General features: G+C 67.7%; 12 protein-coding genes and 1 pseudogene. 4 read left to right on the top strand and 9 right to left on the bottom strand.

Annotated features, from left to right (window positions below):
• Nucleotides 1-141: 141 nt before the first annotated feature.
• Nucleotides 142-1,152, bottom strand: a pseudogene (locus P8192_RS00285) (C-terminal helicase domain-containing protein); the annotation flags it as partial.
• 47 nt (nt 1,153-1,199) lie between these two features.
• Between P8192_RS00285 and P8192_RS00280 the strand changes: the two are divergent.
• Nucleotides 1,200-2,783 (top strand): recombinase family protein, encoded by a 1,584-nt coding sequence (locus P8192_RS00280; protein ID WP_278157717.1) that lies wholly within the window; start codon nt 1,200-1,202, stop codon nt 2,781-2,783.
• A 48-nt stretch (nt 2,784-2,831) separates the two neighbouring features.
• On the opposite strand, the gene P8192_RS00275 is transcribed toward P8192_RS00280, so the two are convergent.
• The 8 genes from P8192_RS00275 to P8192_RS00240 form a co-directional block, all read right to left on the bottom strand.
• Nucleotides 2,832-3,056: a hypothetical protein gene (locus P8192_RS00275; protein WP_278157716.1), complete on the bottom strand. Its 225-nt coding sequence runs from the start codon at nt 3,054-3,056 to the stop codon at nt 2,832-2,834.
• Between the two features lie 629 nt (nt 3,057-3,685).
• A complete protein-coding gene (locus P8192_RS00270) occupies nt 3,686-4,441 on the bottom strand; it encodes a helix-turn-helix transcriptional regulator (protein ID WP_278157715.1) in 756 nt (251 codons plus the stop codon).
• 217 nt (nt 4,442-4,658) lie between these two features.
• Nucleotides 4,659-5,459 carry an ABC transporter permease subunit gene (locus P8192_RS00265; protein WP_064319233.1) on the bottom strand — a complete coding sequence of 267 codons (801 nt, stop codon included), beginning with the start codon at nt 5,457-5,459 and terminating at the stop codon, nt 4,659-4,661.
• Nucleotides 5,456-6,379, bottom strand: a complete 924-nt coding sequence (locus P8192_RS00260) for an ABC transporter ATP-binding protein (protein WP_278157714.1) — start codon at nt 6,377-6,379, stop codon at nt 5,456-5,458. Before P8192_RS00260 ends, P8192_RS00265 begins: the two co-directional genes overlap by 4 nt.
• A 2-nt stretch (nt 6,380-6,381) precedes the next feature.
• Nucleotides 6,382-7,032 (bottom strand): TetR/AcrR family transcriptional regulator, encoded by a 651-nt coding sequence (locus tag P8192_RS00255; protein WP_278157713.1) that lies wholly within the window; start codon nt 7,030-7,032, stop codon nt 6,382-6,384.
• A 65-nt stretch (nt 7,033-7,097) separates the two neighbouring features.
• Nucleotides 7,098-7,850 (bottom strand): ABC transporter permease, encoded by a 753-nt coding sequence (locus tag P8192_RS00250; protein ID WP_278157712.1) that lies wholly within the window; start codon nt 7,848-7,850, stop codon nt 7,098-7,100.
• On the bottom strand, nt 7,847-8,569 hold the full coding sequence (locus P8192_RS00245; protein ID WP_278157711.1) for an ABC transporter ATP-binding protein: 723 nt from the start codon (nt 8,567-8,569) through the stop codon (nt 7,847-7,849). Before P8192_RS00245 ends, P8192_RS00250 begins: the two co-directional genes overlap by 4 nt.
• A complete protein-coding gene (locus P8192_RS00240) occupies nt 8,562-9,134 on the bottom strand; it encodes a TetR/AcrR family transcriptional regulator (protein ID WP_278157710.1) in 573 nt (190 codons plus the stop codon). Before P8192_RS00240 ends, P8192_RS00245 begins: the two co-directional genes overlap by 8 nt.
• 157 nt (nt 9,135-9,291) lie before the next feature.
• On the opposite strand from P8192_RS00240, the gene mobF reads away from it, so the two are divergent.
• The 3 genes from mobF to P8192_RS00225 are packed head-to-tail and all read left to right on the top strand — an operon-like array spanning nt 9,292 to nt 13,972.
• The gene (gene mobF / locus P8192_RS00235; protein ID WP_278157709.1) at nt 9,292-12,762 is read left to right on the top strand and encodes a MobF family relaxase; all 3,471 of its coding nucleotides are present in this window, start codon (nt 9,292-9,294) and stop codon (nt 12,760-12,762) included.
• Between the two features lie 59 nt (nt 12,763-12,821).
• Nucleotides 12,822-13,313 (top strand): hypothetical protein, encoded by a 492-nt coding sequence (locus P8192_RS00230; protein WP_278157708.1) that lies wholly within the window; start codon nt 12,822-12,824, stop codon nt 13,311-13,313.
• Nucleotides 13,310-13,972, top strand: coding sequence for a DUF6036 family nucleotidyltransferase (locus P8192_RS00225; RefSeq protein ID WP_278157707.1), 663 nt, complete (start codon nt 13,310-13,312; stop codon nt 13,970-13,972). The genes P8192_RS00230 and P8192_RS00225 overlap by 4 nt, the downstream gene beginning before the upstream one ends.
• The last annotated feature ends 73 nt before the right edge of the window (nt 13,973-14,045 follow it).

Below are 14,045 nucleotides of genomic sequence, written 5' to 3'. Positions count from 1 at the left end.
AGCGCTCCTTCCCGTCTAGACGCTCACCTCCAGGAGAACACAGTTGACGTTCTCGCAGCGTGCAGGCTCGCCGAACCGACACGTCACCTCACTCCATCCTAGCGATGCGGTCGGTTCCGCGTCGGAACATCCCGCAGAGGTTCACAGCGAGACGCCGGGCACCTGTTTGCCAGGCGTTCGCCCTGTCGGCCGCGGCTCCCCTGTTGGCTCCAAGGCTCGTACCTGTTCAAGCGCCGCTCGTGCCCGCGCAGCGTCGATCTTCTGTGCGGCCGACTCGGGCGAGGCGCTGAGGGCCGTCTCGTCGGTGATGCGGTAGCGGTCTCGGTAGGCGGCGACTACGCGGGCGGCCTTGCGCCAGGTCGTGGCTCGTCGTCGGTCGGTGGGCGGCGTTCCAAGTGTCTTCGTCCACGGTGCACCCTCGGCAAGTGCGGCTTCGAGTGCGGCGTCGGCGCGTGCCTCGACCAGTGCTTCTCGCTCGTCGAGGGCCGCTCGCATCTCGGCGTCGATGACTCCATGAGCCTGTGGGATGAGGCCGGCAATGAGTCGCGGTGGTTTGCGGGTCCGGCCTGATCCTGCGGGTCGCGCGGTCGCCCGTTCGACGCGGTAGTGGAGGACGGCGGCGATGTCGTCCGCGTCGCCGAACCCGCGCGCAGCGACGAGGCGCGGCAGCAACTCATCGACATCGTGATGGTTCGCTTCAGCCCTGCGGAGTTCAGCCGCGAGCGGGCCGAACGCTTCGGACTCGACGGCACTCTCGGCCTGCTCTTCGGAGAGTCCGGAGCCTCGAACGAGGGTGGCCCAGCGGTCATGCTGAGCAGCGGCAGCGATCGTCTCGTACTCGGCGGCGAGCTGGGCGATCGAGCCCCACTGCTCCTGTTCGGCCACGATGGTCTCGTGCGCCGAGAGTTCGGCCCCGCTGTGCTGCAGAACGCCGTAGAGCACGCTCCGCGCGGTGGCATGCGGATCGTCGCCAGGGTGTGGCTGCGCATGATCGTCGGTGCGGTCAAGCGTCACGTAGGCGTGGTTCGACTGCCGTCCTCGGGTCATCGCGACGTAGAAGGTCTCCCTCGTCGAGGTCGGTTCAACCAGCACATGCGCGGTGTCGGTCGTGACGCCTTGGGCACGGTAGGCGGTGACCGCGTAGCCGAGGTTCTGTAAACGCACCTACCTCTCACTGCGAGCAGGAAGGTGGGCCGGAGATGGGCCACGACAAGCAGGAACAGCAGGAACAGGCCACGATGCCGGGGTCGTCGTTGCGGGCGGCGGTGTACGTCCGCATCAGTGATGACCCGGAGGGAACCGAACGCGGGGTGGATCGGCAGGAGGCCGACTGCCGCGCCTATGCGGCCGCGCACGGCTGGGAGGTCGTTGCGGTGTTTCGGGAGAATGACACGTCGGCGTTCAAGCAGCGCACGATCACGTTGCCCAGCGGTGAGCGGGTGCGGCGGGTGATCCGCCCGGAGTTCCGCACCATGCTTCGACACCTGGCCGACGGGCAGGCGCAGGTGATGGTCGCCTACGACCTGGATCGCGCTGTACGCGACCCGAGGGACTTGGAGGACTTGATCGACGCGAAGGTGCTCGCCGGGTTCGGGGTCCGCTCGGTGACCGGCTCCCTCCGACTGGACACCGATTCGGATGTGGCGATGGCCAGGGTGCTGGTCGCGATGGCGAACAAGTCCAGCGCGGACACCGCGCGGCGGGTGGCGCGGGCGGCGAAGCAGCAGGCCATTGAGGGCGCTTGGCATGGGGGCCGGGTGCCGTTCGGGTACCGGGCCGAGTCGGGCACCCTCGTCATCGACCCGGTCACGGGGCCGATGGTGGCCGAGGCAGCGCAGCGGGTGCTGTCGGGTGAGTCGTTATACCGGATCGAGAAGGACTGGAATCAGCGCGGGGTGCTGACCACGCATGGGTGCGCGTGGTCGGACAGGACGCTCAAACTGATGCTGCGCAACCCCTCGATCAAGGGGGTGCGGGAGTACCGGCCGATGCTGCCGGACGGCACGCGCGCGAAGACCTCACAAATGCAGGTGAAGGCGGTCTGGCCCGCGATCCTGGACGAGGACACCTGGCAGCAGGTCTGCGATGTGCTCGACGCGCGGAAGCAGGCGCGGAACTTCCATCAGCCCGGCACCGGGGCGGCGAAGCGCATGTATCCGTTCTCGGGGCTGATCCGCTGCTCGGACTGCGGGCGGGCGATGATGCACCGGGGCGACGTGTACCAGTGCGTGCAGTCCACACGGGGCGGCTGCCACCGCTCGATCCGCTCCGCCGAAATCACCCGGCTCGTGGAGGAGGCGGTGCTGGCGACGTTCGAGCAGATCACCCTCAACCCCACCACCCGGAGAACCCCGAGCGCGGACGCGGGGGCGCGGGTCGGGCTCGCAGCGAGGCTCGACGCCGACCGGGAACGCCTCGCCAGGCTGGACGACGACCACTACGACGGCCTGATTGACAAGGCGATGTGGGTTCGGCAGCGGACACGGATCGCGGAACGGATCGAGGCCAGGCGCCGCGAGTACGCCGCCGCGATACCCGAGCATGCCGGGCCAGGCATCGACATGACCACCGTCGCCAAGGAATGGGTCGGGCGAACCCCGATGTGGCAGTACCAGGCGACCAGCCTGATCCTTCAAGCCGTGCTCGTTCACGCCCACCCCGCCGACATGATGACCGCCGTACCCAAGCGCCGCAACGAGACCGTCGAGGCGTTCCACGCCCGCCGTGACGCGCACCGCGCTGAGGTGCTGGCCCGCCGGGTCGAGTTCGTCTGGCGCGCCTGACCCTCCGGCGAGGCTCTATCGGCCCCGCATCCTGGCTGGACGCGACGGTCAGGAGGCGGGGCCTTCCCCTGCCGTGACAGCGGTTCCCCGCGTGGGTCGAGGTGCGGCGCACAGTTCCCGCAGCTCGGCCAGCACGGTCGGGTCGCTCACCCCCGGCCCGAGGCCCTGGGCCTCGCGGCTGCGCCGGGCCAGGCGCGCCCCGAACGACTCGGGGGCATCGCTGGGCGGTTGGGGTTCGGTGGTGGTCGTGGTGGTCGGTGCTGTGGTCGTCATGGAGGACAGGTACGACCGCCCGACCACAACATCTAGTATTCGTTGCACGATTGAGGTACTATATGCAGACTTATCCACAGGGTGAGCGGTCGGCGCGGGCCGCGCAGCGGGGCAGGTCACGGTGGTGCCGAATCGGCACCCCCGTGACCCCCCACTCAGGGCGAGGAACCGCGAGTTCTCCGGTGGTGGTGATTCACGACCACCGCGAACGATGCGAAACCCCAGGTCGCACGGTGGGGTCAACTTGGCACCACCGTGACGGGGCCGAAAAATTTCCCGGGGCCGTGGACGGTGCGAGAAAATTTCGCACACCGTCACCCCGGTAACGACGGTGACGGCAAGTTGCAGGCACCGTACACCCCGTATCCGCACGCCGCTGGTGCCGCCGATTCGACGGCACCACGCCCGCCCCGTCGCGATGAGGCACGGTCTGGGCGCCACATGCCGGTGACGACACGGGAGTTGAACTGATCCGTTTCCCCTCGCACACGAAATCACGAATCGGCGTTCTGCCGCATGATTCCGCGGTTTCTGCGAGGCTTGCCTGTGGATAACTCCACCGCGATACGCACCCCTACGCGGTCGGTAGCACATGAGTCAGCACATGAAAGGTACCGCTCCCCGTCACATCACACCACACGGTGCGCGTCGCAGGCAGCCCGAGCGACGGCAACGCCTGGCCCCTCGCGGCTTTCGGTCGGTGGCCCGTAGCGGCGATAGTGAATCGGGGTGACTCCCATGTATCGGCGGAACGCTCGCGAGGCGACGCCGCTGTGGTAGCACCAGCCGACTCGCTCGGCAATGACGGTTACGAGCAGGTCGGTTTCGCGGATCAGGCGCGCCATTTCCTGCACCCGGAGCATCGAGAGGTACGCCAACGGCGTGATTCCGAAAGCCTCTTTGAATACTCGGCTGAGCTGGCTTGGCGAGAGACAAGCATGCGCAGCCAAGGCGTCCAGTGGCCAGTGTCGCGCTATGTCGCTGTGCATGAGTGCCGCTACTCGTGCGGCTTCACGACGAACCGGACGAAACGCCCGCCAGCGCGGTGGTGCGCTGCGCACGGCACGTTGTCTAGCTGTGAGAGGCGGTACTTCTACTGCTGCGTGTCGGATATGCGGCGTGATCGCTTCCAACACCATCATCAGGAGCGCATGGGCGCGGAAGTACCCTGCTGCGTCCTGCGCGGCTTTAGTTCGGGTGGCGAGTTCATCGAGGATCGGCCCCAGTCGTTCGACCTCGCGTTCTCCAAGGCGAAGCACCTGAACCGGTTCGGGGTAGAGTCTGGCGGCGAGTTCACGGGCTGCGTCGCGGTCGGGGATCAGATCGAGGTGCTGCCAGAACAAGTGGTCGATGAGATAGTCGGTATCGATCAGAAGCGTGGTCATGCATACTTGGACCTAGGTTCGTATCCGAGCACCGCCCCCGGCGCAACGAGCACGGCATCCCCACAAGCGGCAGTGCGCAGCTTCGAGTCGTCGGCAAGGAGAACAGAGCCGTCTCGCACTACGACCACGCGCACGCAGTCGTACCCGGTGGCCCTCGTTATGCGTCGAGAGGATTGCGAGCTGCATCGCACAGCCGCCATGCTCTGAACGCTTGAGGTCATGCTGTTCTGATGGTGCGTCGTCGTATCGCGATCAGCCCGATGACGGCGAGCACGATGCTGCCGCCGATGAGCAGGGCGATTCCTGTTCCGTCGAACCCGTTCTCAAGGGGTTTCTCGCCGAGCGCCCAATGCCAGGGGGATGCGGCAGCGAGCCCGTCGAGTGATTCGATCATCGGGAGCAGCGCGTAGACCAGGTAGCCCAGTACGAGCACCCCGAACGATCCTGCGAGTACGATCCCGGCGCGCAGTCCGAGCCCCGCGAGCGCCAGCGCGAGCGCAGCGTGCAGCAGCGCGAGGAGGAAGATGCTCAGGGTCGCTGCGACGACGCCCTCCGTGTCGAGTTCCATGTCCAGGGCAGGTGCTCCGAAGCCGACTGTGACTCCGACCAGGAGGGCGATGCCAGCCAGCACAAGGACGACGGAGACGAAGCGGTTGAGATAGACGCTGACCCTGCTGACGGGAAGCGCGAGGAGAAGTTCCAGCCGCCCGGCATCCTCGTCGCCTGCGGTCAAGGCGTTCATGTGCATGATCCCGAGCACCGCGAACAGCAGTGGCAGGAGGAGCGCGTAGAGGTTGCCGTTCAGGAATCCGGCCGGGGATGCCAGTGCTTCGAGGCCGAGTGCGGCGATGAGTTCGGGCGACATGCCGCTGACGAGCGATTCGAGCGACCCCGATTCGTTCATGGACGGCCAGACCGCCAGCACAGATGCCGTGAGGATGAGCAGCGCGATGCCCCAGACGAGTGCGCTGCGTCGCTGTGCGCCGAGGCCCCGGTTCAGAAGTTCCGCGTTCATCATGCGCTCCTTTCCACAAGTGCTGGGGTGGTGTCTTGGCTGCGGTAGTAGGACATGAATGCCGTCTCAAGGTCGGGCTCAGGTGCAGTAAGCGATTCAAGTTCGTACTCGGCGAGCTTTTGCAGAAGCGGGCGCGGCGGGCCAGCCCATTGAATCCTCAACTCGCCCGGCTGCGGAGACTCGATAGCTCCCACCCCTGCGAGTGACGCAAGCGCGGACAGATCGGGTACAGCATCGGCGAACACCGCACGGAACTCTTGCGCGGCACCCTTGCGGAGTTTCGCAGTCGGGCCGTCGACCACAACAGCCCCGGCCCTGATGACGATGATCCGCTCTGCGATCCGCTCGACTTCGCTGAGGATGTGCGACGACAGCAGCACACTCGTGCCAGTCGCGGTGACCTCTTCGAGGATTGACATGAACTCGTTCTGCACCAGCGGGTCGAGACCATTGGTGGGCTCATCGAGAATCAAGAGCTCGGGGCGCGACATCAAAGCGCCGACAAGCGCGAGCTTGCGCCTGTTTCCGGTCGAGAGGCCGCGCACATGCCGACCCATTTGCACCCCGAGCCGGTCAATGAGGCTGTCGCGGAACGCCTCATCGACTCCGCCGCGAAGTCGCGCCCAGCTTTTCAGGGTCGCGGCCACGGTCAGCCTGTCGTCGAGGCGGAGTTCTCCTGGCGAGTACCCGACCCGCGTGCGTGCGGCCCGGTTGCGCAGCGGATCTTCGCCGAAGAGTCGTACCGTGCCCGAGCTTGGCATTGAGAGTCCGAGCATCATACGAATCGTGGTGCTCTTGCCCGCTCCGTTCGGCCCGAGGAACCCGAGCACGGTTCCCGGTTCGAGCTCGAGGTCGAGGTCTTGAACGGCGGTGAAGTTGCCGAACCGCTTGGTCAGCTTCTCGCCTTGAATGATCGGAGGCATGGTCACTTCTTCTCCTGGTTCTCCATCGCGGACTTGGTTGCGTTAAGGATCGAGTCGTCCTTGTAGAAGCCGTGGGTGAACAGTTCCAGCAGGGGGATGGTGAGGCGGGCGAGAGCCGTAGGTGTGAGTTCGTCGGCCCCGAGGGAACGAGCGAAGTGACGGCTCAAAACAAGGGGTGCGAGGCCGAGGCCCGTGAGGAGCAGAGCGGTAACATTCGGATCGCTTTGCGGATGGATCACCCCGGCTCGCTCCTGATCCTGAACGACTTGGAGTGTGCCTTGCAGGAGGCTGTCGAACAGCTCGTCCACTGAGCGAGAGTCATCGTCCGAGAGCATCCGCGCGAGATAGTTCAACGCTGGGCCGTTTGCCTCCCAATCGTTCAATGCGGCTCGGATGGAGTCCAAGGAAGGAGCCCCGTTCGCGCCCACGCGCTCGACGGTGAACATGGCCGAGACATGCGCGTTGCAGGCTGCTCTGAGCCCGTCCTTATCGCCGAAGTGGTGAACGACCAGCGCAGGGCTCACCCCGGCAGCCTGGGCAATCATCCGCATACTCGCCCGCTCGAACCCGTGGGTACCGATCAGCTCGATCGCCGCATTGCGGATGCGAGCACGAGTCGTCAGGTCATTCGAATCTACTGAACGCATGTTCATGAGTCTAAACGTACCTTCAGATTCTCGTCAAGGCCACAGGCCTCCGCTCGCTGTGCACGCAGCGGTTATCGGTTGAGTTGGAGTCGTGCCCAGGCAGCGCAGGTGAGTGCCGCGAAGACGATGCCGACCGCGATTGCGAGGGCGAGCTGGACAGGAGTCACGGCAGTGCCGCTGCTCATCGCCCAGAGCGCGGGAGCTGCGAGAGGCATCCATCCTCCGGCTCCGGCGAGGGCTCCGACCTGGGCGATGATGACGAGGGCAATCGCACCGCCGACCGAGGCGAGCATCGAGCGTGTCACGGAGGCGATCCACGCCACGGGAACGGCGATTGCGGCCGTGAACATGGTGAGCGCGCCGTGCCTGGCGAGACCTCCCCAGTCGTCGGCGGTCGGGGTGCCATAGCCGAGCAGAAGTCCGAGGGCGAGGATGCCGAGCGTGAGCACAACGCTGACCGCGATCGACCACGCGGTATAGACCGTCAGTTTGGCAAGCGCGATCCGGCTGCGGCTGACGGGGAGCGCGAACAGGCCGGTGATCGTGCCGTCCGTGAACTCGCGGCCGAACATCCAGGACAGCACGACGCCGAAGCCGAGGAGTCCTCCGGCGGCGGTGATCTGCGCGGCGCTGGCGAGCAGGCCGTTCCAGTCCAGCGTCGCCGCAGCACCGGCCTTGGCCGTCAGCTCCGGGTTGCCGTCCGCCAGAGCCACAGTGATCCCGCCCAGCAGCGCGAGCGTACCTGCGACGAGGGCGAGGGTGCCGATCATGCCGACCGGGGAGCGCACAAGTTTGAGAGCTTCGACACGGATCGCCGCGTTCATCGTGCAACCTCCCCGGCTCTCAGATGGTGTTCGTCGTCTTCTCGGATGCGCTCGAAGAAGGCGCGTTCGAGGTCGGGGCCGGTGGTGTCGAGTTCCCCGATCAAGCGACCCGCGTTCATCAGCAGCACGCGATCCGCGATCCGTGCCACTTCGTCCAGGTGGTGGCTGCTGACCAGGACCGCCGACCCCTCTCCGGCGCGGCGGGTGAGCTGGTCGCGCAGCAGGATCACCGACGCGGGATCGAGCGCGTTGCTCGGCTCGTCCAGCACGATCAGCCTCGGGTCGTGTTGGAGCGCCGCGGCGAGGCCGACGCGCTGCCGGTTCCCGAGGGAGAGACGGCGGAACCGGCGATCAGCGACCGGCGTCAGCCGCCAGGCGTCCAGCGAGTGCTCGACCCGGTCGGGGTCGGTGCCGTGCAAGAGGCAGGCGATACGCAAGTTCTCCCGCACGGTCAGCTCGGGGTAGGCCAGCGGCATCTCGATCAATGCCCCGACCCCCGCCCAAGTCGATGTAGGGGCAGATTCCAGCGACTCGCCGAACAGTCGTACCGTGCCGCGCTGAGGACGGAGCATCCCGAGCGCGAGCCGCATCAGCGTCGTCTTACCCGCACCATTCAGACCGATCAGGGCGACGATCTCGCCCGGCAGGGCGCGGAACGTGAGATGCTCCACACCCGCGCCGCCTCGGAAGCGCAGGCCGACGTTCTCGAACTCAAGCACTAGCCGCACCTCCCAGGACGTCGAGAGCGCGGGCCAGCGCGTCGCCCGGAGCGGCATGCTCAGACTGCGCCCAATCCAGCAGCGCGACGCTCAACCCGGAAATCACCGCAGTCGCCGCAACCCGAGCCGCGACCGGAGCGACGCCCCGATCCGAAAGCGCACCGCTCAGGGCGGTGATCGTAGCCTCGCTGTTGCGCTCCACCGCTCCCCGGAGACTGGTCGCGGCCACCACCATCCGCAGACGGACACGCAGGGCGGCAATACTCTCGGCATCGACCTCGGCCCATGTCTGCCGGATGCCCTCCGCCACAGCCCGCATCGGCGGCTCGTCCTTGGGTCGTGCGCGAACCGCCTCCGCGATCAGCGGATCGAACGGGTCGGCGAGCAACAACGCTTCCTTGGACGAGAAGTGCCGGAACAGCGTCATCTCGCTCACCTCGGCACGCGCCGCGATCTGAGCCGTGCCCGTCGCGTCATACCCGTGCTCCGTGAACAGCTCCAACGCGGCCTGCCTCAGCGCCTCATGCGTCCGATCCCAACGATCCATAGTCCAAATGTTAGTCACTCACATACAGTTCTTCAACCAAGGCTCTCGCGGTCAACCGCCAAGCCCACTGGCCCACGCTTCCCGCTCTCTACCAACCCGAACACCACCCCTGTTCTTCAAAATGCACGTATTTTACGGCGGGGCCGTAGTGCGCACCTCTCTCACGAGACGACTCGTGAGGGAGGCCAGGGTGAAGGGCGGGGTGCGCTTGTTCCGCGGCAGCGGTGCTGCCGCGCGCGCCTATGTTGAGGCGGATCGCTCCCGCGCGGACGAGTACTACCTGGGCGCAGACCAGGCCGTGGCCGAGTACGCGGTGATCGACCGCACGCGAGAGGTCACCGCCTCACGGTCACTCTCAGCGGATGAATACGAGGCGTGGGTCGATTGGATCAACCCGGACACCGGCGAGTCGATGGGCACCCCGCGCAAGGCGGGCAAGGCGCGTCGGGGGTCGCCGTTGTTCGCGGAGATGACGGTCAACGCTCCCAAGTCGTTGTCGGTGGCCGCCGCGCTCCACCCCGACGTGTCCGATGCCCTCGACCGAGCGCAGCAGGACGCGGCGCGGGAGATTCAACGGTTCCTCGGCCAGCACTCGGTCACGCTGGTGGGGCCACGCGACAAGCAGGAAGTCCTGCCTATCGAGCACATGCAGACCGTCGCCATCAGCCACAAGACCTCGCGTGCGGGTGACCCGCACCGGCATATCCACTTCCAGATCGGCACGAGGGTGTGGGCGGGCGGGAAGTGGCGGGCACTGACCACGGCAGCGTTGTTCCAGCAGCAGGGCGCGATCCGCGCCCTCGGCACGGCGGTGATCGCCGCGCACCCGCAGCTCGCGGACACGCTCGCCGCGCACGGCCTGACCCTCGACCCCGTGAGCGGCGAAGTGACGGAGTTGGAGCCGTTCAACGCCGCTATGTCGAAGCGGTCGGCGCAGATCAGACGAAACCTGCAACGTATGGAGGTCGAGTGGAATCAGGCGCATCCCAGTGAGACGCCCGGCCCGGCGTTGACGGCGAGGATGCAGGACGCGGCGTGGGCGTTCCAGCGGCCCGGCAAGAAGCCCGCCGACCTGAAGAACGAGCAGTGGTGGCAGCAGGAACTCCGAGACGCCGGCTATGACCCCGACACCTTGCAGCACCGCGACGCTGTTGCGTCGGCGTCGCTGGACGACCTCAGCGTGCAGCAGGTCGCGAGTCGTGCGCTGGATCGCTGCGCGGCGGCGGCATCGACCTGGACACCGCACACCGTGCGAGAGCACGTCACCCGCATTACCACTGAGGCGGGCGTGCAAGCGACGCCTGCGGAGTTGCGGGAGTTCATCGAGCTGGCGACGGGGCTTGCCGTCTCGGATTGTTTCTCGGTGCTGCCGCCGGGCATGGTGCAACCCGAGCACGTCGCGCATCTCACGAGCGTGCAAGTCCTCGCCGCCGAGACTGCGCTGCGCGACCAGCTCACCGCCGCCGTGCCGGAGCACGAGCCGAAGCATCCGAGCGTTGCTGAGGCCGCACGCAAGGCGGGCCTGGATGCCGGGCAGACCGTCGCCGCTGGCGCGGTCGCCTCACGCGATCCGCTGGTGATCGTGGAGGGCGCGGCGGGCGCGGGCAAGACCACCATGCTCGGCGTCGCCATCGAGGTTGCAGCCGAACACGGCAGAGCGTCGCGTGTCGTTGCACCGACCCTCCGAGCGGCGCAGGTCGCACACGACGAACTCGGAGTACCGGCGACCAGCGTCGCCGCGCTCGTCTACGCGCACGGGTGGCGGTGGAACGAGGACGGCGTATGGACACGCCTGAAGCCCGGCGACCTCGACCCCGACACCGGACGCGCCTACACGGCCCCGCCGCGTGATGCCGTGCTTGCTCGGGGTGAGCGGGTGATCGTGGATGAAGCCGGGATGCTCGACCAGGACACCGCACACGCACTCCTGAACGTGACTGCCGAGGCCGGAGCGTCGGTGGCGCTCGTGGGCGACCGGGCGCAGTTGCCCGCTGTCGGTCGTGGCGGGGTGCTCGACATGGCCGCCCAGATTCGCGGCCGCACCTACGACATGGCGGAGCTGCACCGCTTCACCGACCCCGACTATGCGGCGCTCACGCTAACGATGCGTGACCGGGAGCACCCCGGCGACGTGTTCGACCGCCTTGCCGCGATGGGCCTCGTGACCCTGCATGCCGACGAGGAGCAGGCCCGCGAGCACATCACCGGCCACTCCCACGACGGGGAGGCGATCACGGTCGCCACGAACGACGAAGCCGCCGAGCTGAACGAGCGCATCCGTACCGGGCGTGTCGAGCGAGGCGAGGTCGACGACGCGGTGACGGCGACCGGCAGCGACGGGCTGAGCATCGGGGCTGGTGACCTGATCCAGACGCGGAAGAACAGTAGCGACCTGGGCGTGGCGAACCGGCAGCAATGGATCGTCCAGCACGTCGAGGATGACGGCACCGTCTACGCCCGCGAGGTCGGCATCGGAGGGAAGCATCTGCGCACCGTCGCCCTGCCAAGCGAGTACGTGGCCGAGCACGCGCACCTGTCGTATGCGGCGACTGCCTACGGCGTCCAGGGCGCAACCGTCGATGCCGCGCACACGATCCTGTCGGAGGCGACGAGCGCGGCAGGCGTCTACGTCGGCATGACGAGAGGCCGCGACACCAACCGCCTCCACGTCGCTGCCGCAGACGTGGCCGACGCGCGGGCGCAGTTCATCGAGGCGATGGAACGCGACCCGGCAGACCGGGGCCTCGACCACGCCACCCAGCAAGCGACCGAAGCCGTGCGCGGACTCGTCGCAGACGGCCCCGTGCGACTCGTCACCGAAGAACTCGCACGGCTCGACCATGAAGCCGAGCGCGCCCAGCGGCAGGCGGAGCGGTGGGAGCAGATCGCCGCACGCCTCGACGCACAACGCGCCACCCACCGAGCCGAGGACGACGAGAGCGCCGCTGTGCTCCACGCGGCCGAAGAAGCCGCCCGGCAAGTGCGTGCCGAAGTCGCCGGGCCGCTCATCGTCCGGGCCGAGACCGACGGCGCCGCCTACCTCGCCGCCGTCGAGGACGAAGCCGCCGCCCGCGTCCGACTTGCCACCGTGGGGCGGTTCGGCAGGCGCAAGGCCCGTGCCGCACACCGCGCCGCGACCGGACGCACACAAGAGCTGCGCGGACAGGTCAGCACCGAATGGGGCACCACCCCGACTGGCCCCGACCGTCTCCCCGAGTGGGCGAGCAGGGTTGCCACAAGACGCGCCGAGGTCGACCCGCGCGTGGCCGACGCCGCGCAGACCGTGGCGACAGCACGAACGAGCAGGGAGACGGTACAGGAGCGTCACGAGCAGGAACACCTGGCGCTGCTGGTCAGCGAGTACGGGGCCGAACGAGCCCGCCGCGACCACCTTGGCATGCGCATGACCAACCCCCACCGCAACGCCCAAGATGCCCGCACCCGAGCCGCCCTGATCCGAGCCGAAGCCGACGAGCTGCGCAGCCTCCCCGTCACCGAGGCGGCAGAACGCATCGAGGCCAAGCGCGCCGAGCAGGAGCACGCCCGGCAACGAGCAGCAGAACGGGCACGGCAACTCCACGACCCGTTCGAGCACGACCCCCACCGCGCCGACCCGCACCGTGACGGGCCAGCACGCAGGCTGTAGCCCCGAGACTTCCGCGTGCGGGTCTGAGAGAATAAGAGTGGAGAAGGGAGGCGACGGTCGTGGTGTTCCAAGGCGAAGTGCTGTCGGTAGGCGCGCTGCTCGATGTTGCCCGCACGACACCCGAGACCGCGCTCAACCCGAGCGTGGGGGTGCGGCACACCGCCGCGACCAACGCTGCCGTCTGTCGCACCCTCGTCAACGACGGCGAAGCCCTCGATGTGTGCTGGCGGCTCGGCGTCCTCCAAACCCTGGATGACTACACCTCCGCGCTCCGGCGTGGTGGCCCCGACCTCGCGGCCGGGGTGTTTGCTGACGAGCCGCCCCGTACTGGCTCTGTCGAGGTCGATGCCGCGTTCGCCGCGCTCGCCGAGCATCTTGCTGAGCGTGACGGCTGGCCCACCCCGGCCTGGGCGCAAGACCCATCGCGGCGCACCGCTGGTTGGTACCCGGCAGTTCCGGCGATCTTCCGCGCCGAGGCCGACCGGGAGAGCCCCGGGGCGTTCCGGCGGCGCGGGATTCTCATCACCTCCCGTTCCCTGGCGAGGGCATGACCCAGGCCGGGCAGCTCGACGCGGACGGGGTACGCGCCCTGTTCGGTGAGCTGTCCGACCGGCTCGCAGCAGCCGGAGTGTCTGCGCAGTTGTTCGTGGTCGGCGGGGCGGCGATGGCCCTCGCCTACGACGCCGACCGGCTGACCCGTGACGTGGACGCCCTGTTCGTTCCCGCGCCCGAGGTCAGGCGGATCGCGGAGGAGATGAGCGGCCCGCACGGGCTGGAACCGGACTGGCTCAACGACGCCGCCAAGGGATTCCTGCCCGGCTCGGACGAGCACCCGCACACGGTGTTCGAGTCGGAGTCGCTGCTGGTGCAGGTGCCCTCGCCGGAGTATCTGCTGGCGATGAAGCTGCACGCCTCCCGCGACGACCGCGACCTCGACGACGCCGCGCTGCTGTTCAACCGGCTCGGCTACATCAACGCCCAGGAGTGCATCGACCTGCTCACCGCCACCTACCCGACAGGGCAACTCCTGCCACGCCACCGCTACATCGCCGACGAAGTCGCCACCCGCGCACACGCCCGGCGCGACGCTCCCGCGACCGATGCTGTGAAGCGCCGCGAACAAGCCATCAATGACGGTTTCGACCCGTTCCCGAACCCCTGGCAAGACCGCTCCGGCCCAGGCCCACACGATCCAGGGCGCAGCCTGTAACCAGCCCGCCCCGCTCCACAGCGGTAGACTGGGGTTGCGCATACGCGCACGATCACAGGTGAGTGCGTTTGGG

The sequence above is a fragment of the Citricoccus muralis genome, from assembly GCF_029637705.1.
Lineage (GTDB): Bacteria > Actinomycetota > Actinomycetes > Actinomycetales > Micrococcaceae > CmP2.
The sequence above is the reverse complement of the archived record's forward strand: the minus strand, read 5'-3'. Positions and strand labels throughout refer to the sequence as shown.